Consider the following 20,179-nt stretch of genomic DNA (forward strand, 5'->3'; position numbering starts at 1 on the left):
AATCAGGAGCAAACACAATATGAATTATGAAGAACTATCTAATACAATGGAGCAAATACTGCAAGAGGGAAAAGGAATATTAGCTGCAGATGAAAGCAATTCAACTATAGGCAAGCGTTTTGTCTCAATTGGTATTGAGAATACCGAAGAAAATCGCAGAGACTATAGGCTACTGCTCGCCACTACATCTGATTTGGAACAATATGTTAACGGGGTTATTTTATTTGAAGAAACTTTTAGCCAAACAGACGAGCATGGAACTCCTATTCCTAAACTATTTGCCGATAAAGGTATTGTTCCTGGCATTAAAGTAGATAAAGGATTAATTGCTTTAGCTAATACTGAAAATGAGCAAGTCACTCAAGGTTTAGATGGATTAGCTGAACGTTTACAACATTTTAAAAAGTTAGGTGCAAAATTCGCTAAATGGCGAAATGTTTATTCAATTTCTGAATTTACCCCCAGTTTAACTGCAGTAAAAACAGGGGCAGAAAATCTGGCTCGTTATGCGGCAGCCTGTCAAGAAGCAGGGATTGTTCCTATCGTTGAGCCTGAAGTACTTATGGATGGCGATCACAGCATTGAACATTGTGCAGAAGTATGTGAAATTGTCCTGCATGAGTTATTCCACGCATTATTTATTCACCAGGTTGAATTAGAACATATTATCTTAAAACCTAGCATGGTAACCTGTGGTAAAGCACATAGCCCTTTCAGTGAGCCTGATGAAATTGCTGATTACACAATCGGCGTATTCCGTAATAATGTACCTGCTTCAGTACCAACAATTAATTTCCTATCTGGTGGACAAACACCACAACAAGCTACAGCAAATTTAAATGCGATTAATAGCATCGACCATCAACCTTGGTTGCTCAGTTTCTCTTTCGGTAGAGCATTACAAGAAGATTGTTTAGCGGCCTGGGGCGGAAATAAAGATAATATTGCTAAAGCACAAGAAGCTTTATTGAAGCGTGCTCGCTTAAATAGCCTTGCATGTGTTGGGGAATACAACAACAAAATGGAATAATCTTTGTAAAAGAACATTGCCAGGATGAAGCAAAGGTAGCTACTTTAGCTTCATCTAGGGCTTAATTACTTCAAAACGTGCATAAAGCGGTAAATGATCAGACAGCATTCGCCAAGGCTTGCCATGTAAACAAGCTACTTCTTGTACTTTCATACCCCTAAAATAGACGCGATCAATGCAAAGCGCTGGTCTAATCGCAGGAAAAGAACGCGCGTGCTGCCCCTCTACCGAAACAAAAGCTTCTTCTATATTTAATTCCTCAGCCAAAGGCTTAGAAATAATAGTACGCCAATCATTGAAATCTCCTGCCATCAACAGAGGTTCGTCTTGTGGAACAACGTCCTTTATACGTTGCATTAAAGCATTACATTGTACCATTCGCTCCGCCTTAAAAAGGCCTAAGTGCACACATAACAAATGAATAGTAACGTTATCCAGTTTTAGTTGAGCGTGTAATATTCCCCTCGAAGCCCTGCGAATGTTTGCAAGATTAATATTTTCAAATCGTTCAAAAGCATATTTACTTAAAATTGCATTTCCATGATGTCCTGATTCATATACGGCATTTTTGGCATAAAGATAGTGAGGCCATATATTTTCAGCAATATACTCAAATTGTGGCGAGTCAGGCCAAGAATTAATTCGCTTTTGTCGTTTTATATGTTCACCTTGAACTTCTTGCAAGAAAACAAAATCAGGTTGTAAGCTTGTAATGGCGTCACGCATTTTAGGAAGCAAAAAACGTACAGCCCCTACACCAAACCCTTTATGGATATTGTAAGTAATTAATGAAACGCTTTGTGTTTCTTGTTGCATAGTTAACTCTGTTCAAGTTCCTGGATTAAGCATAACATTAAATGGATAAAAAAAATTGTACTCCATACGTCTTAAATCACATGCAACAGTTGTTTGTGGCAAGTGATTGTAATATGTAAAACGACGCGGTAAAAAATTCTTATTCATCTATAATGGATTATAGCTCTCCTATTTGCAGTAGAGATATAATCATTGCTTATAATAATCAAAAAATATTAAATAAAATGAACACATTAAATCTTACAATTCCAGGTTTTTCTATAGCCTGCAGGACCTGGGGAAGCCCAGATAAGCCAACCATCCTAGCTCTACATGGTTGGTTAGATAATGCAAACAGTTTTGCTCCCCTTGCCTCCTATTTAGCTAATGATTTTCACTTTATTGCAGTAGATTTACCTGGACATGGTTATTCGTCACATCTTCCTGAAGGATGTCACTATCATTTTTTTGATGGCATTTTTGTGGTTATTGAACTAATTAATGCGCTAAAACTTGATAAGCTCCATCTGTTAGGACACTCAATGGGGGCTTGTCTCGCAAGTCTGGTTGGCGGTGTAATCCCCGAACGATTTTTATCACTAAGCCTCATTGAGGGTTTAGGACCATTTTCTCATCCTGCAGAGACGGCATGTCAGCAATTAAGAGACTATTCCTATTTTCTTACTCAAAAAAGCAAAAAATCTAAAGGATATGACAGTTTAAATAGTGCCGCTCTTGCACGTGCCTTTAAAGGATATGTTTCTTTAGAGATTGCAAAAATTCTTTGTGAACGAAGTTTAATAGAAAAAAAAGGTAAATTTTATTGGCGACACGATCAACGTTTATTGGTACGTTCCCCTTTGCGTATGACAGAACCCCAAATCCTTTCTTGTTTACAAGAAATTACTGCAAAAACCTATTTAGTGTTATCGAGCAGAGGATTTTCTTTTGATACTGAAATCATCAATAATAGAATTAAAGCGGTAAAAAATCTTACACTAAAAAAAATGGATGGCGGGCATCATATTCATATGGAACAGCCAGAAGTTATAAGCAAACTTCTGGCTGATTTTATTACCAAGCGGATTAATTAGCGCAATCACTCATATTAGTGGTGATTTTAACTTCATTTAATGACTTTTTAACATCACAAAGAGCAGTTGAAGGATATCTCTCATGATTTGGATCAGCAGCTACCAGATCAGAGATTGCGCTTACTATGCCCTCACCACCTTCATCAAAGTTTGAATAAGGGGTCCAGTAATCCATGTTGGCTTTAACCATAACATCAAAGGCTAATCGGGTATTCCAATTAGGTTGATTGGCTAATATGTAGAATAAATGGTTGTATACCCCACTGGAGTAATGAACATCCAAACCACCATAATATTCATCAGCAGTGTCAATCGACTCACCATCACGACTTGGTTTATCCATATAACGCAATGCATCCCAGCCGCTGTCTTCTTTCATGATTTCGCCGCCAATTTGCCAAGTGCTTTTATTTACAGAATAATACTCGGCTGCTTGGGCTGCCATGTCAGAAAACGCCTCATTCATGCCGCCTGATTGCCCATAATATTCAAGGTTAGAATGTTGTTCTGTAAAACCATGGCTGATTTCATGTGCACCTACTCCCAGAGACACCAAAGGATACATCATGGTATCACCATCACCAAAGGTCATCTGTTGGCCATCCCAATATGCATTCTCATAGCCTTCGCCATAGTGAACTCGCATCACTAATTGCATTGGAGAACCATCAGAATTACTCAGCGCATTCGCGTTATACCATTCTTTATACATATGGTTAATCACATGACCGGCATACAATGCATCATTCGTTGGAGAAGCGGCTCCGTTTTGTTTGTCGTAACCATCTCCTCTATAACCAGTGAGGTAAATATTAGAGTCATTGGTTGGACAATTGAATTTCATTGCTCTACGTTTTGAACTGTATCGGTGATCCATGTCAATTACTTTGACATCGGTATTCTCCATAAAGCAGGATTCAGTACCTGAATCACGAGTTAGATCTAAATAAGGTAAGTCAGCACCATATCGGTAGAAACCTGTTTTATTATTTCCACCAAAACCTGCTCCATTAACCGCACTTTTGCCAGTTTTGATATCATTCCATTGGACAAAAGGTTTGTTAGTTTCTGCATCAATTATTGCAGTTGGGCGCTCTGGAATTTGATCTTTATGAACAACAAGAACACTCACTTTATAAGCCCAATGTGCTTTATGCTGAGCATCTATATAAACCATAGGAGTGACTTTTTCCTCACTCACATCTTTACCTGCATACTTCGCTTTAAACTGTTGTAGCGCTGAATCCGCATTTTTTACAAAAGAAGCATCAGGTTGTCCTAATTCGGATTGTAGGCCTTGATAAATAACGCCATTCATTGCCACGTTGGACTGTGCTTTAGTTAATGATTGCGCTGTATACATGCTATGCATAATTGCATAACCACCATAAACAGGAAATCCTACATATTGTTGTTGCATACGAACATGAGTTACTTTATTACTGTCAGTATGTTCGCTTACAAAACCTAAACTGTCTTTAGCAACCGCGACACCTTGTGTCGTCAAAGCAAATTTTTGCTTTACTTGCTCAAGAGACGCCTTCTGTAAAGGCATAGGCTCTGCGGCTCTCGCAGAGGATGCTATCCCTAAAGCCAGAGCAACAGCTAAGGGAGATAAATAGTAATTATGATGCATGGAAACCCACTCCTTCTTTGCAACTTAATCTAAATTGAAAGCAACTCATCTCCTGCCAAACCAATAATCCTTAAAATCAAGTCATAAAAAACCTGATTGGTTTCAACAGTGAGTTACACCTTTGAACACAACCAATAACTCTAAAAACTTATCCAAGCTAGCATAGTTTTAGAATTTTTGAAATTATTATTTGATGCTTCGCGACATACCTATATGAAAATACTGGTGTGATGAAAAAAATCTTATCGCCAAAGAATTCCTAAAATGGTGTGGTTTTCAAGAACGTGAATTTATTTTATTGAGTTATTGTTTCTTGATAATACCATGCAGCCAAAGCACTTATACCAAGAACAAGTAATATTGCAGCTAAAGAAAATTGACCTTGTATCTTGGTTATTGCAATAATACCACTGGTCAATGCAGAAGTTAAATCCTGCATGCTGACATACAAAGCAGCTACAGTTCCTGCAATTTGTGGAAATGGATGAAAAACTCCAGCAAACGCATTAATGAAAGTAAAACCTGCCCCCATACTAAACAAAGCAATAGGAATCATGATTGTCAGCACATTCATTATTCCTGCAAGAGCAAAGCTAAGCATGATCCCGCCCCCACTAATCATCAACAAGATACCAATGAACAACATGTAGGAAACACCTTTAGACATAACCAATTGGCTATTAATTAGTCCGCTAAGACAAATAGCACCCGCAATAAAAATTGAAAGTTGCCCGTATTCCAAAGGACTTAGTCCTAATCCATTTTGAAATAAAAAAGGAGCTATAGTCAGGTAAGCAACCAAACCCGAACATGCAAAACACGCACATAAGGTATAACCTAAAAAAACTTTAGATTTTAATAAAGCATAATAATTTTGCTGTATCACCCTTATCTTCGTTGCATTAGGATTAAGATTTTTATTGGTTTCCGGCAGAACCAGAAGAATAAAAAACCAAAAACCCAAACCAACAACAAGGATAAATAAAAAATTGGCCCTCCATCCAAAATGTTCCTGAATAAATCCACCCCAAATTGGGGAAGCAACTAAAAGAAGCGTACTTGCCACGCCAACATAGGAACCAATTTTCGACAAATACCGGTCATTAAAAAGATCGCGTATTAAAGAGCGCCCCACTGAACTGCACGCGCCAATGCCAAATCCTTGTAAGAAGCGACCTAAGGTTAACACCCAGACAGAAGGTGCCAATAAACAACAAAGGCATCCTATAATACTTATACCAATACCATAAATTAGAGGGCGTCTACGCCCAACTTTATCGGACCAAGGTCCAAAAAATATATGAGAAATTCCCAATCCAAACATAAAAAGAAATATGGTGAATTGAATGGATGATTCGTTACTATTAAGGGATTTAGTAATGGCTGGTAATGACGGAACATATTGGTCAATGGAAATTTGCACCAATATCATCATCATAAAAATCACAAAATATATTACAGGTCTTACTTTTTGTACCTTCTGTTGTTGGTCGAGCGTTGCTTGCATCAAAAATTCCTTTCTCCAGAAGGATTGAATAAAATCCCATTTTAATCCTTAAAATAATTCAATCCTTACCTAATCTAATAGTCTAGGTTACTGTATGAAAGTGAGCAAATTTTTACCCAGATATCAGGGGCACACAAAAAATATAAAAAAAGTGGGGATCATGTGGATATCTTCGGAGATATATGGACAATTTCAGGAAGATCAGGCAAAATCTGCAAAAATCGCTCGATACTAACTAAAATATGAAAAAAATTCTGGTTTTACATGGACCAAATTTAAACCTCTTGGGAACTCGAGAACCTTCAATTTATGGAGCTACGACGTTAGATCATATCAATACTCGTTTAATCAAAGAAGCAACAAAAGCAGGATTTGCATTAAAATGTCATCAAAGTAATTCTGAAGCAGATTTAATTCAAGTAATTCACCAAGCAAGTATCGACAAAATAGATTATATAATTTTTAATCCCGCTGGATTTACCCATACCAGCGTCGCTTTGAGGGATGCCTTATGTGCTGTTGCAATCCCCTTTATTGAAGTACACATCAGTAACATTTATTCCCGCGAACCTTTTCGCCACCATTCCTATTTCTCTGATATAGCGAAAGGTACTATCAGTGGATTGGGTGCGCAAGGATATTCATTAGCATTAACATCAATTATTGAAAGAGAATCAAATAATGGACATTCGTAAAATAAGAAAATTAATTGAATTGCTGGAAGAAACTGGCATTTCTGAAATTGAAATTAAAGAAGGTGAAGAGTCGCTGAGACTAAGTCGGCATAGCAGCGCACCGGCGGTAGAACATCCCCAGGTCCACTATGTTACATCACCTGCCCCACGTCAGGAATCACATCCTGCTGTAAATAATGTACCTGCTTCTGTAATACCTTCACACCATGAAAGTAAACCTGTACCTACAGCCTCAGGACACAAAATTCGTTCGCCTATGGTTGGTACAATGTATACATCTCCATCACCAGAAAGTCCTGCCTTTGTGACTCTTGGCCAATCAGTCAAAGCAGGTGATGTTTTATGTATTGTTGAAGCAATGAAAATGTTTAATGAAATTGAAGCGGATCGCGCCGGTAAAATTGTAGAAATACTCGTCGCTAATGGTGAACCTGTTGAATACGATCAGGTCCTGTTTGTCATAGAATAGAGGTGCATCAATGCTCAGTAAAATTGTTATTGCCAACAGAGGTGAAATTGCTCTTCGCATTTTGCGTGCGTGTAAAGAACTTGGCATTCAGACTGTAGCCGTACATTCAGATGTAGATAAAGATTTATTGCATGTCCGTCTCGCGGATGAAACCGTATGCATAGGCCCTGCTCCAGCACAAAAAAGTTATCTCAACATTCCAGCAATCATTTCTGCTGCTGAAATTACTGATGCTGTAGCAATTCATCCTGGTTATGGATTTCTTTCTGAAAATGCTGATTTCGCAGAAGTAGTAGAACAGAGTGGATTTCGTTTTATCGGTCCGCGAGGTGATACCATTCGCCTCATGGGAGACAAAGTGTCTGCGATTAACGCCATGAAAGCTGCCGGGGTCCCCTGTGTGCCTGGATCGGACGGTCCATTATCTGATGATGATCAACTAAATCTAGAAATTGCTCGAAAAATTGGTTATCCCGTGATCATTAAAGCAGCGGGAGGGGGCGGTGGGCGCGGTATGCGTGTTGTGCATAGTGAAGCGAATCTACTTAATTCTATAGCCCTTACCCGTAGCGAAGCCAAAGCTGCATTTAATAATCCCGTTGTTTACATGGAAAAATTCCTGGAAAATCCACGCCATATTGAATTCCAAGTGCTTGGAGATGGTAAAGGTAAAGCCATACATCTAGGTGAGCGTGATTGCTCGATGCAAAGACGCCATCAAAAAGTAGTAGAGGAAGCACCTGCTCCCGGAATAAGTGTTGAACTGAGAACTAAAATTGGCGCTTCTGTAGTCAAAGCGTGTCAAGACTTGCAATATCGAGGTGCGGGAACATTTGAATTCCTATATCAAGATGGATGTTTTTATTTTATTGAAATGAATACCCGAATTCAGGTTGAGCATCCAGTAACTGAAATGATCACGGGAGTTGATTTGATTAAAGAACAAATCAAAATTGCAAGTGATATACCAATGACGCTCACCCAGGAAGACATAAAAATACATGGTCATTCTATTGAATGCCGAATTAATGCGGAAGATGCAAGAACCTTTATGCCTTCGCCAGGAACAATAAAATTATTACATCAACCAGGAGGACCTGGTATTCGCTTTGATTCTCATATTTACAGTAGCTATACCGTTCCGCCTAATTATGACTCCATGATAGGCAAGCTGATTAGTTACGGCGAAACTCGTGCGGAAGCCATTGCAAGAATGCGAAATGCGCTGGATGAAATCATCATTGATGGTATAAAAACCAATATTGAACTACATCAACGTATTTTCCATGATCAATCTTTTATAGCAGGTGGTACTAATATTCACTATCTGGAAAAAATGCTGAAGGATTAATGCTGTGTGGTTTCAATTAAAAATAGAACATTGTCCAAGCCAAGAAATAGAACTGCTTAGCGAGGAGTTAGAAGAATTCGGTGCGTTGTCCATTATGCTCACCGATAAAAATGACAATCCTGTTCTTGAGCCTGAACCCGGAACAACGCCATTATGGCCTGAAGTTGTTATTCAGGCTTTATTTGCGGAAGTGTTCCAAGCGCAATACACCCGAGAGCACTTGCTGCACACTTATCCCAAACTTACCTGTGCTCTAGAAGTTCTTGAGGACAAGGATTGGGAAAGGGCTTGGATGGATGATTTCAAACCACAACGTTTTGGTCAACGCCTATGGATCTGCCCTACTTGGTCTACTCCACCAGAATCCGATGCAGTTAACCTAATGTTAGACCCTGGTTTGGCATTTGGTACCGGAACGCACCCTACGACTGCTTTATGTTTAACCTGGCTGGAGCAGGCTGATTTAAAAAATAAATCAGTTATTGATTACGGTTGTGGATCAGGAATACTTTCTTTGGCCGCTTTAAAGTTAGGCGCGGCAAAAGTGCATGCAGTCGATATCGATCAACAAGCCCTGCAAGCGACTCAAAACAATGCATTAGCAAACCAAATTGATGAACAAAAGTTGTTTATTAGCAAGCCCGATATATTAGACGAGCCTGTAGATTTGATTATTGCAAACATATTGTTGGCACCATTAATTACCCTGAAAGAGCGATTTCAACAATTGCTAAGCCCTCAAGGGATGCTTATTGTATCAGGAATATTAGAAGAACAAGCGCTTAAACTCATTGAAACGTATGCTTCAATATTTACTCCGATTCATCAGGAAAATCTTAATGGATGGTCATTATTGGCTTTTACCCATAAAGCAGATTAACTTGTCGAACTCGTTGTTTGGTAGTGCAAGAATAAAACCTGAGATAATACTCTAAATTTTCCAGGTTCCGCAGCACCTCACTCAGGCTACACTTAGTTAAGGAAATTATAATGGCCCAAGAACATGCTTTCTCTGCCTTTAAACCCAAAAGAGCTCTGCTTAGTGTTTCAGATAAACGAGGCATAGTGGACTTGGGTAAAGTACTTCACCAAATGGGCGTGGAGCTTATTGCAACGGGAAATACTGCTGCATTACTCAAAGAACATAAATTGCCAGTCATCGAGGTTAGTGACTGTACAGGCTTTCCTGAAATGCTGGATGGCCGAGTCAAAACCTTGCACCCAGCCATTCATGCAGGTTTACTCGCACGCGGGAAAAAAGATGAAAAAACACTTAAAGAGCACTCAATCAAACCGATCGATTTGCTGGTAATTAATTTATATCCATTTGAACAAACCATCAGTCGCCCTGACTGTAATTTCAATGAGGCTATAGAAAATATTGATATTGGCGGCCCCGCCATGATTCGCTCAGCAGCGAAAAATCATGCACATACGTTGGTAGTGGTAAAACCAGAAGATTACGCCGAACTTATTCAGCACCTAAAAAGCCAAAAAATTCCGTCAGATTGGGGATTCACCCTCGCTAAAAAAGCCTTTGCTCACACGGCTGCTTATGATGCAGCAATTACTAACTATCTCACTACTTTAGATGCACAATACACCCCTTGTGGTTTCCCAGATGTACTCACATGTCAATTTAATAAAATAACTGATCTACGTTATGGAGAAAATCCACACCAACAAGCCGCTTTTTATGTTGATAAAAAAGTTTCATCCGGCTCCTTAGGTTCTGCCCAATTAATTCAAGGTAAACAATTATCCTATAACAATATTCTTGATGCCGATGCGGCGTTGGATTGTGCTAAATCCTTTTCTTGCGAAAAACCCGTTTGTGTGATTATCAAGCATGCAAACCCTTGTGGAATTGCTATAAGCGACTCCCCTCTTAACGCCTATCTCAAGGCTTTTCAATGTGATCCAACATCAGCCTACGGCGGCATCATCGCTTTTAACCAAAAATTGGATGGTACTACCGCGAAAACCATTCTTGAAAAACAATTTGTAGAAGTCATCTTAGCCCCTGAAATCAGTGATGAAGCCAAAGAAATTTTTGCCAGCAAAGAAAATATTCGCGTCTTATCAACTGGAGCTTGGAAACACGATGATGCATTTCGCTTGAACATGAAAAAAGTAGATGGCGGCTTGCTGGTACAAGAACATGACTCTCTTTCATTAGGCAGTTATGAATTTAAAGTCATGACTCAAAACAACCCCTCAGCACAACAAATGAATGATTTAATGTTTGCCTGGCTTGGAGTAAAACATGTCAAATCCAATGCGATTGTTTATGCGAAAGATGCAGCAACAATAGGCATTGGAGGTGGTCAAACCAGCCGGGTTATGAGTGCTCGTATTGGCCTTTGGCAGGCAGCACAAATGGGATTTGACCCCCATGGTTCAGTTATGGCTTCTGACGCATTTATCCCTTTTCCAGATACAGTAGAAATTGCTGCAGAGGCTGGGATTGCGGCGATTATTCAACCAGGTGGTTCAATCAGAGACGCACAAATTATTGCTTGCGCTGAAGAACATGGAATAATTATGGTATTTACCGGAATCCGTCACTTTAAACATTGATAGGTAGAAACAAAAAACCTTATCCCTATGTCCCGCGAACACATCGTAGTGACGTAGGCAAACCCAAAGTTCTTAACTTAATGAAGTTACCGAAGTAGTTTTATGGAGAAAACAACTGTGAATACTCTTGTAATTACAGGAATTAGTCGAGGAATAGGATTAGAAACAGCCAAAATATTTTTATTGCATGGTTGGTTCGTTATTGGAACTTCTACACAAGGTGATACTCCCCTAAAACACAAGAATTTAAAAGTTCATCCACTTAATTTGTTGGATTCAGAACAAATTAATCATTTCGCGGAACAGTTACCCAAATTTGATGTATTAATTAATAATGCAGCCATCCTCCTAGAGGATTGGGGTGAAATGAACATAAACATGAGTCAGCTAAGAAAAACATTTGCTGTTAATGTGTTCGGAACTATTGAATTAACTGAACAGTGCATTCCAAAGTTAAATCCTAATGCCCAAATAATTAATATCTCTTCAGGATGGGGCGCTTTTAGTTCAAATGACTCTGCGTCAGTACCCCATTACAAAATGTCAAAATCATGCCTAAATATGTATACTCTCCTTTTGGCCAAAAGGCTCCCTGGAGTTACTATCTCCAGTTTTGACCCAGGTTGGGTAAGAACGGATATGGGAAAAAATAACGCCCCCAAGCTGCCTTCGGATACGGCATACGAACTTTTTGAATTGATTAACAAGAAGAAAGAGAGCGGTTATTTTTGGCATGAAGGGAAAACAAGGAATTGGTAAATCATAAACTTTCCAAGCACTCAGCTCTTGATCCATAACGATAAACCAACCAAAATAGGAAACAAAATTATTTGTCCACAGGAGTTAGGATGACCCATGACAAAGAGCTTGGCGAGTTATTGCAAGCTATAGCTGCAAAAAGTTTGCAAATCATTTCTGATATTAAAGAAACTCCTTTACAAGTACCCGTGATAATCAATCAATATATTGAGCTAACGGAACATTTCCAAAATGTAATGAGTATTCTTCTGCAGAATCCTGAAAAAATCTGGGAAATGCAACTCGCATACTGGCAAGATGCATTTAATTTAGCCCAAACCCAATTACAATATTGGTTAAATGGGACGCCCATGCCCATAAATGATCCACGCTTTCATGAAGAAGATTGGATAAATAATCCTTTTTTTAATGTGTTAACTCAGCATTACCTTTTAGCCAGTCAGCATATGAATACTTTATTTGAAAGGATAGAATACCCTGATACAAATACCGCAAAGCGGCTCCAATTTTTTACCAAGCAATATTTAGATGCATTATCGCCAGCTAATTTCCTTCATACGAATCCTCAGATCATGGATGAAACATTGAAAAGTCATGGTAAAAATTTATTGCATGGACTTCATAATTTACTTTCTGATCTAGAAATAGGTTCTCCTCGTCTCATGATTAAAATGACAGATACGGAGGCATTTCGGCTCGGTGAAAACATTGCTATTACTCCGGGAAAAGTAGTCTTTCGTAATAACCTGATGGAGCTTATTCAATATACGCCACAAACCACTAAGGTAAAGTCTATTCCCCTTCTTATTATTCCCCCCTGGATAAACAAATATTATATTCTGGATTTAAGCCCACATAATTCTCTTGTTGGGTGGTTAGTAAAACAAGGAATTACTGTATTTATCATTTCATGGGTTAATCCAGACTCAAATTTTTCTCATAAAAGTCTATATGATTATTTAAACGAAGGACCATTAACCGCGATTAGTATGATTCAAAAGCAACTACGTATAAAGCAGGTTAATACTATGGGCTTTTGTATAGGTGGAACACTTCAATCAATGTTACTTGCTTATAATAAAGCACGGCAAGACAACTCCATTCGCAGTGCAACCTTTTTAGCCTCCATGATTGATTTTAGTGATCCAGGTGATATCGCTGTTTTTATTGATGAACAGCAAATCGCAAAACTAGAAGATGAAATGAAGTCTAAAGGTTATCTTGCTGGAAAATTCATGGCCTCAAGTTTTAACTCTCTTAGGGCAAATGACTTAATTTGGTCTTTCTTTATTAAAAATTATCTGCGCGGTAAAAATCCGGTTCCTTTTGATATATTGTATTGGAACTCAGATTCCACCAACATGCCAGCAACAATGCATTCCCAATATTTAAGATGGATGTATTTGCATAACGATCTGGTAAAACCGGGTAAAATCCATCTTAATCATACCCCAATTAACATCAGTGCCATTGACATACCAACCTTTTTCCTTTCCACCGAAAAAGATCATATTGCTCCCTGGAAAACTACTTACCTGGGCTTTAAACTTATGAACGGTCCCAAACGCTTTGTACTTGGTGGATCCGGACATATAGCTGGGATTATCAATGCCCCTGAAACAAAAAAATATGGCTACAAGGTCAATAATCATTGTCCTACCCAGGCAGAGCAATGGCTAGAGCAAGCAACAGAATATTCAGGTTCTTGGTGGCCAGAGTGGCTAAAATGGCTAAAAACACATTCAGGAAAACTCATACCCGCGCCAGATTTTAACCAATTGCCATTAAAATCAGTAATGGATGCCCCAGGTAGTTATGTTTTAAAAAAATAAATATAATAAAATCCAGGATCCTCCCCAGGATTTGTCCCATGCCCGGTTGCTTGCAACCGGGATTAATCCCTTAGATGAAGCACAATCCTGAAATGCCAACAGACCACTTCTTTATTTGCCGAGTTTGTAAAAGTGAAGTCTTATACGCGAATTAAATAACTTCTAATTAGCTTAGCATCCACTAGTAGTTACAACCACCACTGGAGGGTTTGATGCACTGGTTGCTTGAGTATATACCACTCTGCAATTCGTTTTTAGTGTATATGTTGTTGTAGATCCTGACGTAGAAGATGAAAAGGCGCTTGATACATTCACTGCATTTACAATACCTGAGGCAGATGGATATCCAAAAACTAATCCAACTGTAGAACCTTCCATAGTAATTGAGCCAGTAGCTCCAGTTTGGCCTGTCGCTAAAGCCGCACCATGGGCGGTTACATTAGCTGAATTTAGCGCTCCAGCTAAACCATTGAGATCCGCTATATTCGCTTGTGTACTAAAGCTATAAAACTTAGGAATTGCGTAAGCAGCCAAAATTCCCAATATAACCATAACTACAACAAGCTCAATTAATGTAAAACCCTTTCCCTTATCCATTTCAAACCTTGAATCGTTTTTGCATTAGAGGTCTATTCACTATAGACGAACGGATCGCAGATATACCAACTGTATAGGTTATAGTAAATGTAGCCCAGATACATCTTCATCACTTATCCAGGCTACTGTATAAAACTCAAAAATTAACATCCAGAAGTAGTCACAGCCACCGTTGGAGGATTTGATGCACTGGTTGCTTGGGTATATACCACGGTACAATTGGTTTTGAGTGTATAAGTTGTTGCTGATCCTGAAGTAGAGGCTGAGAAGGCACTTGATACATTCACTGCATTCACAATACCTGCAGCGGATGGATAGCCAAAAACTAATCCAACTGTAGCACCTTCCATCGTTATGGAACCAGTAGCTCCAGTCTGACCTGTCGCTAAAGCCGCACCATGAGCAGTTACATTGGCGGAATTTAACGCTCCTGCCAAACCATTGAGATCTGCAATATTAGCCTGGGAACTAAAATCATAAAACTTGGGAATTGCATAAGCAGCCAGAATTCCTAATATGACCATTACAACAACTAATTCAATTAAAGTGAAACCTTTTTGCGTCTTCATTTGCATATCCTTATGTTAAGAGATTTTATTCCTACATAACAAAAATAAATCATTTACCATGAATCAACATCCCCAGATTTTTTTATCATGGCATTGAAATAGGTTTAGCTTAAAAATGATTATTACCCTTTGTAAAGTATAGATCAATAATCATCTGGTAAGAAAATTTTGATTTAAAATACTCTTTATTACGTACTGAATTTTTTCATATCCATCATTGTTGTTTCACCAAAGATGCTAAGTTCCATGTCGGCAGAAATACTCCCAATGCAAGAATCAATACCATCCCACCAATAATCACCAGTAAAATAGGCTCAATGGTGTCACTTAAACGCACAATGTCGTAATCAATTTCCCGCTGGTAATAGTCTGCCACCTCGTCAAGAAGACGATCAATGGTACCACTCTCCTCCCCAAGTACAATCATCTGAATAATTAGAGGCGGGAAAAGATGGGTTCTATCTATAGCTGCTGAAATTGTATTTCCTTTAGCAATTAATTCGGTAACACCTTGTATCTGCAAAGCCATATAAGCATTATTAGTTGATGCTCCTACCATTTGAATGCCATCAACTGCAGTGATACCCGCACGTAATACCAGAGAAAGAAGTCTGGCAAATCGAGTTAGTAATATGCGGTGGATAAGCCATCCCACAATTGGAATTTTAAGTTGTATTCTCCCCCACTGAATTGCTCCTCTAGGCGAATGGATATAGGCTCTAATAACCCATGTACCTACTACTATGATCCCGATCAATAAATACCAATAATGAATGATGAAATTGGAGGTAGCTAAGAGAATGCGTGTCGGCAAGGGTAAAATTCCATGCATATTGGCATAGAGTTTCGCAAATGCAGGAATGACAAACACATTAATGATGAGCAAAGCTATAATAATTGCTCCTATCACCATTATGGGATACCGTAAAGCAGATTTTACTTTTTTTGTAATATCTACTTCCATCTCAAGATATTCAGCAAGATGGAGAAAAATATTATCTAAGTTACCTGTATTTTCTCCAATCACAATCAAATTAAGAAAAAAATCAGAGAAAATATCAGGGAATTGTCTCATCGCAATATTAAGTGAACTGCCTTTGTTTAAAGAAACAACTACTTTTTGCAGCGCCTCAGCTAAGGTTTTATTGCGTGTCGTCTCGGCAAGACGTGTTATCGCAGAAGCAACGGGAATTCCAGCATGAATTAGAGAGTACATCTGGTGACAAAATATATGCAAATCATTTAAAGTGACTTTAGGTACAAACCAATCCTTTTTGGGATTTGGAGTACTAGAAGCACTAGATTTCTTACCAGCGCTAACCGAAATATCTAGCGGTATAAGACCCTCACTGATCAATTGATTAGCGAGATCTTCCGCACTAAGCGCGTTTCGTTGTCCACTTAGTGCTTTACCCTGTTGATCACGGGCATTGAAGTAATATTCTGGCATCCCTAATAGTCCCTTATCAAAATAATACTCTACTCGTAATACTAAAGATTGTAGCGAAAAAAGATAAAGCTTTAATCTAAAACGCTTACTCAAATAGGATTGGTTTAATGCGCGTTCAGATTACACGTTTTTAAAGAGTGTGCTTTTCCTTCATACAATTTATCGCCTCATAAACTCTTCATCTAATTGTCCCACGACACGAATAGCTTCAGAAACCGAAGTGATGCCTCGCTTCACTAAATCGAGCACTGATTCAGATAATGGTCGATAGGTTTCGCATGCCAATGCTGCTTTGACAAAGCTGCTTGAATCGTTATGTCTTAACGCCATAAGCATGTCTTTATTTAACTCTAACAGTTCGTAAACCCCTGTACGTCCCAAATATCCACGATAATTACAAGCAGAACATCCTTTACCTTTTTTAAATGGGAGCGTTAAATCAACCTTCATTGACTCAAGCCACAGGCTTTCATGCGGCTCAAGATCCTCAACACTTGAGCAATTATCACACAAATTACGAACTAATCGTTGGCCAATAATTCCTTTAACAGCAGCTGCAACCATATAACCTTCTGAACCCATATCAATTAAACGCATGGCGGAAGTCATGGCATCATTCGTATGTAATGTTGCTAATACCAAATGCCCTGTAATTGCTGCCCGCATGGCTATTTGTGCTGTTTCAGAATCACGAATTTCTCCAACCATAATGACATCAGGGTCCTGACGTAGCATGGCACGAAGAACGCGTGCAAAAGTAAGATCTATTTTGGGGTTCACTTGGACTTGATTAACTCGCTCAATCCTATATTCAATAGGATCTTCGACAGTTAAGATTTTACGTTCTGGAGAATTAATACGCTGGAGTACACTATATAATGTAGTTGTTTTACCGCTTCCTGTGGGACCAGTAACAAGGAGCATTCCGTAGGGTTTCGAATAAATATTCTCTAAACGTTTAACAATTTTAGGGTCAATACCTAACTGACTTAAGTCAGTAATCTGGGATGATTGATCTAATAAACGCATGACTACTGCTTCTCCATTCGCTGTGGGTAGCGTTGATACGCGTACATCAAATGATTTTCCTTTAATTTTAAAATTAAACCGTCCATCTTGAGGAATACGTTTTTCAGCAATATCTAAATGAGCACGGAGTTTTAAACGTTGGACCAAAGCACCTAGGATACGTTTATCGTCTAAAATATTTTCATTTAGAATTCCATCCACTCGAAAGCGAATTCGTAGCGATTTTTCACCTGGTTCAATATGAATATCTGAAGCACGTGCTTGAACTGCATCACGAAATAAAGAATTTAAAAGTTTAACAACCGGGGCTTGCTCTTCACTTTCTTGTGCTTCATCAAATAAATCATCTTGTTGTTCTTTAAATTCTTCTAAAATCTCATGGGAAAGCTCTTCAGCAAAGTTGGTGATTTCTTGTGTACGACGATAAACTCTATCGAACACTTTCAGTAGTGCCAATTCGCTCACTACAGCCATTTTAATAGGCCGTTTCAAGATTTTTGAGATTGCGTCAAAGGCGTTAATATCCTGAGGGTCAGACATCCCGACTATTAATACACCATCTTCCTCTTCAATGATAAGAGCTCTATAGCGACGAGCATAAATTTCAGGGAGAAGATGCGTGAGATTTTTATCTATTTCATGATGATTTAAATTGATAAAAGGTATCTTAAGCTGATTGGCAATGAAGTTTAAAACTTCTTCTTCAGAAATTACCCCCATATCAACTAATATATGCCCTAATTTACCTCCGGACTTTATTTGTAACTCAATTGCTTTATCCAAGCTTTCTTGAGTAATTAACTTCTCCTTAAACAATAATTCGCCGAGTCGAAGCCGTTTCATCATTATCCCTGTAAGACTTTCAATCGATTTTCGGCATAATCGCGTACGGTTGGATCACTATCCGGATTTTGGCTCGCACGAAGATATGCTTCAATGGCTTGATTCACTTTATTACTATGTTCTAACGCAATCGCATAACCCAACCAATAGCGACCATCATTAGGATCAATTTGTATTAAAGATCGATAAAGACTCCCTGCTTCAAGAGTCCGACCCTCAGATTGCAGCGCTGCTGCTAAAGTGCCATAAAAATCAGGATAAGACATTATAGAAGGGCGGTATTTTGATAAAAGGTTAATAGCCTCTTTGGCTTTTCCTTGATCAAGAAATAATCGTGCTTTAATCGTAATAAGAGCCGTATCTGCGGGTGCATATTGAAGCCCTTCATTTACAATTTCAGAGGCTTGGGCAAAATCTCCATAGGTCAAATACAATGAGGCTAAATTTTCTCGAACATCAGATGCATTAGGTACTCGAATCAAGATTTCTCGTAATAGGGTTATCGCCTCTTGATCAAAGCCTTTGTCTATGGCCTCCAGTGCTTTATTTAACTGAGCATCATGCCATTCCTCAAGAGTTTGGGGTGTATAGACCTTATTAACTGCAGCTATAGTTACAGGTGGTTCACCTTGATTATCTACCCGAGTGCTCAATGTATCTGGTGCAATCGGAGCTTGGATAGCAACGTGCTGTGATGCGGCGGAGGCAAAGGGCTCAAGATAACTTTCCAGGATGACTGATTCTGGAACTGCACTAACGGCAGCTTGAATTATGGGTTCAGGGTTTATGGTTACGTCAGCATTATTGATTTTAGTTTCAGGAACACTTGGGGGTGTTGTAAGGTTGATTTTTGATGAATGTTTATGAAGCAAAAAAAGGAACAAAGTGAAGGCGACCAATGCAAGACATAATAAAATTTTCTTGCTTGCTCCTTTATTTCTAAGAGGTACAGGCATATATAAAGGTGTGACTGGCCTTGTCTGCTTTTGCTTCGCAAGGTCATGTAACATTTCATTAAGCAAACTCATAGATATAGTCCATAGGTCCAATACATCATAAAAATAACGCTAAGCCCCAGTACTCCGATTCCAGAGTAGATTAATAATGAATAAATCCATTCTAAGCGTGTAGAACTTAATGTATCAATTATGGCTCGCCTTACGGCGTACCCATCAACTTGACTCTTTCCTTGTCCATAAGCCACTAAAAGTGATTTATGACACAAAATATTTAACAATCTTGGTAATCCTTGGCTTGCACGATATAAACGTTTTTGCGCCTTTTGAGTAAAGGCCGAACCATAGGTATATCCAGCTCGGGCCATCCTATGATTCAAATATTTGTCCAGTTCGTGACGCGCCAAGGGCTGTAAATGATACGAAAAAGTAATGCGTTGTTTTAATTGACGCAATCCAGATTGCTCAAGCTTAGTATTTAATTCTGGTTGTCCAAAAAGAACTACTTGCAGTAATTTATGTTCTTCAGTTTCTAAATTAGTCAAAAGTCGAACTGCTTCTAAACATTCGTCAGATAAAAACTGAGCCTCATCAATAATCAATACTGTTTTTTTGCCTGCTCGATGCAATTCTAATAAACATTGATTTATTGCTTCCAGCAATTGATATTGTGTCCAACTTTCATCGGGTTGCATCCCTAACTCGCGGGCAAGAGAAAGTCGTAACCCTTCAGCGGTTTGATCCGGATTAGGAATATAGGCAGTGACGTACTCCTCAGTTAAGTAGTTAAGCAATAACCTGCATAACAAAGTTTTTCCTGTTCCTACCTCACCGATAATTTTGATAAAGCCCTCACCTTGAGCCAAACTAAGCAAAAGGACATTCAATGCTTCTTTATGGGTTGGGAGTTCACAAAAAAACTCCGTATTAGGTGTGAGCGTAAATGGCGCTTTTTGTAATTTAAAATGTTCTAAATACATTGCTTCT

General features: G+C 38.7%; 18 protein-coding genes. 9 read left to right on the forward strand and 9 right to left on the reverse strand.

Annotated features, from left to right (window positions below; translation table 11 throughout):
* Positions 1–19: 19 nt before the first annotated feature.
* Positions 20–1,030 (forward strand): class I fructose-bisphosphate aldolase, encoded by a 1,011-nt coding sequence (locus tag ACWTEW_RS36410; RefSeq protein ID WP_454782871.1) that lies wholly within the window; start codon positions 20–22, stop codon positions 1,028–1,030.
* Between the two features lie 54 nt (positions 1,031–1,084).
* Here the strand turns inward: ACWTEW_RS36410 and ACWTEW_RS36415 are convergent, their stop codons facing one another.
* Positions 1,085–1,846, reverse strand: a complete 762-nt coding sequence (locus ACWTEW_RS36415) for an endonuclease/exonuclease/phosphatase family protein (RefSeq protein ID WP_454782872.1) — start codon at positions 1,844–1,846, stop codon at positions 1,085–1,087.
* 224 nt (positions 1,847–2,070) lie between these two features.
* On the opposite strand from ACWTEW_RS36415, the gene ACWTEW_RS36420 reads away from it, so the two are divergent.
* Positions 2,071–2,919 (forward strand): alpha/beta fold hydrolase, encoded by an 849-nt coding sequence (locus ACWTEW_RS36420; protein ID WP_454782873.1) that lies wholly within the window; start codon positions 2,071–2,073, stop codon positions 2,917–2,919.
* On the opposite strand, the gene proA is transcribed toward ACWTEW_RS36420, so the two are convergent.
* On the reverse strand, positions 2,912–4,555 hold the full coding sequence (gene proA / locus ACWTEW_RS36425) for a zinc metalloprotease ProA (RefSeq protein WP_454782874.1): 1,644 nt from the start codon (positions 4,553–4,555) through the stop codon (positions 2,912–2,914). The genes ACWTEW_RS36420 and proA overlap by 8 nt on opposite strands.
* 295 nt (positions 4,556–4,850) lie before the next feature.
* On the reverse strand, positions 4,851–6,062 hold the full coding sequence (locus ACWTEW_RS36430; RefSeq protein ID WP_454782875.1) for a multidrug effflux MFS transporter: 1,212 nt from the start codon (positions 6,060–6,062) through the stop codon (positions 4,851–4,853).
* Between the two features lie 242 nt (positions 6,063–6,304).
* Between ACWTEW_RS36430 and aroQ the strand changes: the two genes are divergently transcribed.
* The 7 genes from aroQ (at position 6,305) to ACWTEW_RS36465 (ending at position 13,748) form a co-directional block, all read left to right on the forward strand.
* Positions 6,305–6,757, forward strand: coding sequence for a type II 3-dehydroquinate dehydratase (gene aroQ / locus ACWTEW_RS36435; protein ID WP_454782876.1), 453 nt, complete (start codon positions 6,305–6,307; stop codon positions 6,755–6,757).
* The gene (accB, locus tag ACWTEW_RS36440; protein ID WP_454782877.1) at positions 6,744–7,226 is read left to right on the forward strand and encodes an acetyl-CoA carboxylase biotin carboxyl carrier protein; all 483 of its coding nucleotides are present in this window, start codon (positions 6,744–6,746) and stop codon (positions 7,224–7,226) included. Before aroQ ends, accB begins: the two co-directional genes overlap by 14 nt.
* Before the next feature lie 10 nt (positions 7,227–7,236).
* A complete protein-coding gene (gene accC / locus ACWTEW_RS36445; RefSeq protein ID WP_454782878.1) occupies positions 7,237–8,577 on the forward strand; it encodes an acetyl-CoA carboxylase biotin carboxylase subunit in 1,341 nt (446 codons plus the stop codon).
* Between the two features lie 4 nt (positions 8,578–8,581).
* On the forward strand, positions 8,582–9,457 hold the full coding sequence (prmA, locus tag ACWTEW_RS36450; protein WP_454782879.1) for a 50S ribosomal protein L11 methyltransferase: 876 nt from the start codon (positions 8,582–8,584) through the stop codon (positions 9,455–9,457).
* Positions 9,458–9,567: 110 nt separating this feature from the next.
* Positions 9,568–11,157 (forward strand): bifunctional phosphoribosylaminoimidazolecarboxamide formyltransferase/IMP cyclohydrolase, encoded by a 1,590-nt coding sequence (gene purH, locus ACWTEW_RS36455; RefSeq protein WP_454782880.1) that lies wholly within the window; start codon positions 9,568–9,570, stop codon positions 11,155–11,157.
* A 117-nt stretch (positions 11,158–11,274) separates the two neighbouring features.
* A complete protein-coding gene (locus tag ACWTEW_RS36460) occupies positions 11,275–11,916 on the forward strand; it encodes an SDR family NAD(P)-dependent oxidoreductase (protein ID WP_454782881.1) in 642 nt (213 codons plus the stop codon).
* An 89-nt stretch (positions 11,917–12,005) separates the two neighbouring features.
* Positions 12,006–13,748 (forward strand): PHA/PHB synthase family protein, encoded by a 1,743-nt coding sequence (locus tag ACWTEW_RS36465; protein ID WP_454782882.1) that lies wholly within the window; start codon positions 12,006–12,008, stop codon positions 13,746–13,748.
* 171 nt (positions 13,749–13,919) lie between these two features.
* On the opposite strand, the gene ACWTEW_RS36470 is transcribed toward ACWTEW_RS36465, so the two are convergent.
* The 6 genes from ACWTEW_RS36470 to ACWTEW_RS36495 all read right to left on the reverse strand — a co-directional run bounded on the left by ACWTEW_RS36470 (position 13,920) and on the right by ACWTEW_RS36495 (position 20,172).
* Positions 13,920–14,345: a pilus assembly FimT family protein gene (locus ACWTEW_RS36470; RefSeq protein ID WP_454782883.1), complete on the reverse strand. Its 426-nt coding sequence runs from the start codon at positions 14,343–14,345 to the stop codon at positions 13,920–13,922.
* A 143-nt stretch (positions 14,346–14,488) separates the two neighbouring features.
* Positions 14,489–14,914, reverse strand: coding sequence for a type II secretion system protein (locus ACWTEW_RS36475; RefSeq protein WP_454782884.1), 426 nt, complete (start codon positions 14,912–14,914; stop codon positions 14,489–14,491).
* A 214-nt stretch (positions 14,915–15,128) separates the two neighbouring features.
* On the reverse strand, positions 15,129–16,364 hold the full coding sequence (locus ACWTEW_RS36480) for a type II secretion system F family protein (RefSeq protein WP_454782885.1): 1,236 nt from the start codon (positions 16,362–16,364) through the stop codon (positions 15,129–15,131).
* Positions 16,365–16,523: 159 nt separating this feature from the next.
* Positions 16,524–18,239, reverse strand: coding sequence for a GspE/PulE family protein (locus tag ACWTEW_RS36485; protein WP_454782886.1), 1,716 nt, complete (start codon positions 18,237–18,239; stop codon positions 16,524–16,526).
* Complete coding sequence (locus ACWTEW_RS36490) at positions 18,239–19,264, reverse strand: tetratricopeptide repeat protein (protein ID WP_454782887.1); 1,026 nt, start codon at positions 19,262–19,264, stop codon at positions 18,239–18,241. Before ACWTEW_RS36490 ends, ACWTEW_RS36485 begins: the two co-directional genes overlap by 1 nt.
* The gene (locus tag ACWTEW_RS36495; protein WP_454782888.1) at positions 19,261–20,172 is read right to left on the reverse strand and encodes an ExeA family protein; all 912 of its coding nucleotides are present in this window, start codon (positions 20,170–20,172) and stop codon (positions 19,261–19,263) included. The genes ACWTEW_RS36490 and ACWTEW_RS36495 overlap by 4 nt, the downstream gene beginning before the upstream one ends.
* Positions 20,173–20,179: the final 7 nt, after the last annotated feature.

Source organism: Legionella stuttgartensis, assembly GCF_977063405.2.

Coding starts and splice junctions, on each gene's coding strand:
- ACWTEW_RS36410 (WP_454782871.1), top strand. CDS start 20: ATGAATTATGAAGAACTATCTAATACAATGGAGCAAATACTGCAAGAG.
- ACWTEW_RS36415 (WP_454782872.1), bottom strand. CDS start 1,846: ATGCAACAAGAAACACAAAGCGTTTCATTAATTACTTACAATATCCAT.
- ACWTEW_RS36420 (WP_454782873.1), top strand. CDS start 2,071: ATGAACACATTAAATCTTACAATTCCAGGTTTTTCTATAGCCTGCAGG.
- proA (WP_454782874.1), bottom strand. CDS start 4,555: ATGCATCATAATTACTATTTATCTCCCTTAGCTGTTGCTCTGGCTTTA.
- ACWTEW_RS36430 (WP_454782875.1), bottom strand. CDS start 6,062: ATGCAAGCAACGCTCGACCAACAACAGAAGGTACAAAAAGTAAGACCT.
- aroQ (WP_454782876.1), top strand. CDS start 6,305: ATGAAAAAAATTCTGGTTTTACATGGACCAAATTTAAACCTCTTGGGA.
- accB (WP_454782877.1), top strand. CDS start 6,744: ATGGACATTCGTAAAATAAGAAAATTAATTGAATTGCTGGAAGAAACT.
- accC (WP_454782878.1), top strand. CDS start 7,237: ATGCTCAGTAAAATTGTTATTGCCAACAGAGGTGAAATTGCTCTTCGC.
- purH (WP_454782880.1), top strand. CDS start 9,568: ATGGCCCAAGAACATGCTTTCTCTGCCTTTAAACCCAAAAGAGCTCTG.
- ACWTEW_RS36465 (WP_454782882.1), top strand. CDS start 12,006: ATGACCCATGACAAAGAGCTTGGCGAGTTATTGCAAGCTATAGCTGCA.
- ACWTEW_RS36470 (WP_454782883.1), bottom strand. CDS start 14,345: ATGGATAAGGGAAAGGGTTTTACATTAATTGAGCTTGTTGTAGTTATG.
- ACWTEW_RS36475 (WP_454782884.1), bottom strand. CDS start 14,914: ATGAAGACGCAAAAAGGTTTCACTTTAATTGAATTAGTTGTTGTAATG.
- ACWTEW_RS36480 (WP_454782885.1), bottom strand. CDS start 16,364: ATGCCAGAATATTACTTCAATGCCCGTGATCAACAGGGTAAAGCACTA.
- ACWTEW_RS36485 (WP_454782886.1), bottom strand. CDS start 18,239: ATGATGAAACGGCTTCGACTCGGCGAATTATTGTTTAAGGAGAAGTTA.
- ACWTEW_RS36490 (WP_454782887.1), bottom strand. CDS start 19,264: ATGAGTTTGCTTAATGAAATGTTACATGACCTTGCGAAGCAAAAGCAG.
- ACWTEW_RS36495 (WP_454782888.1), bottom strand. CDS start 20,172: ATGTATTTAGAACATTTTAAATTACAAAAAGCGCCATTTACGCTCACA.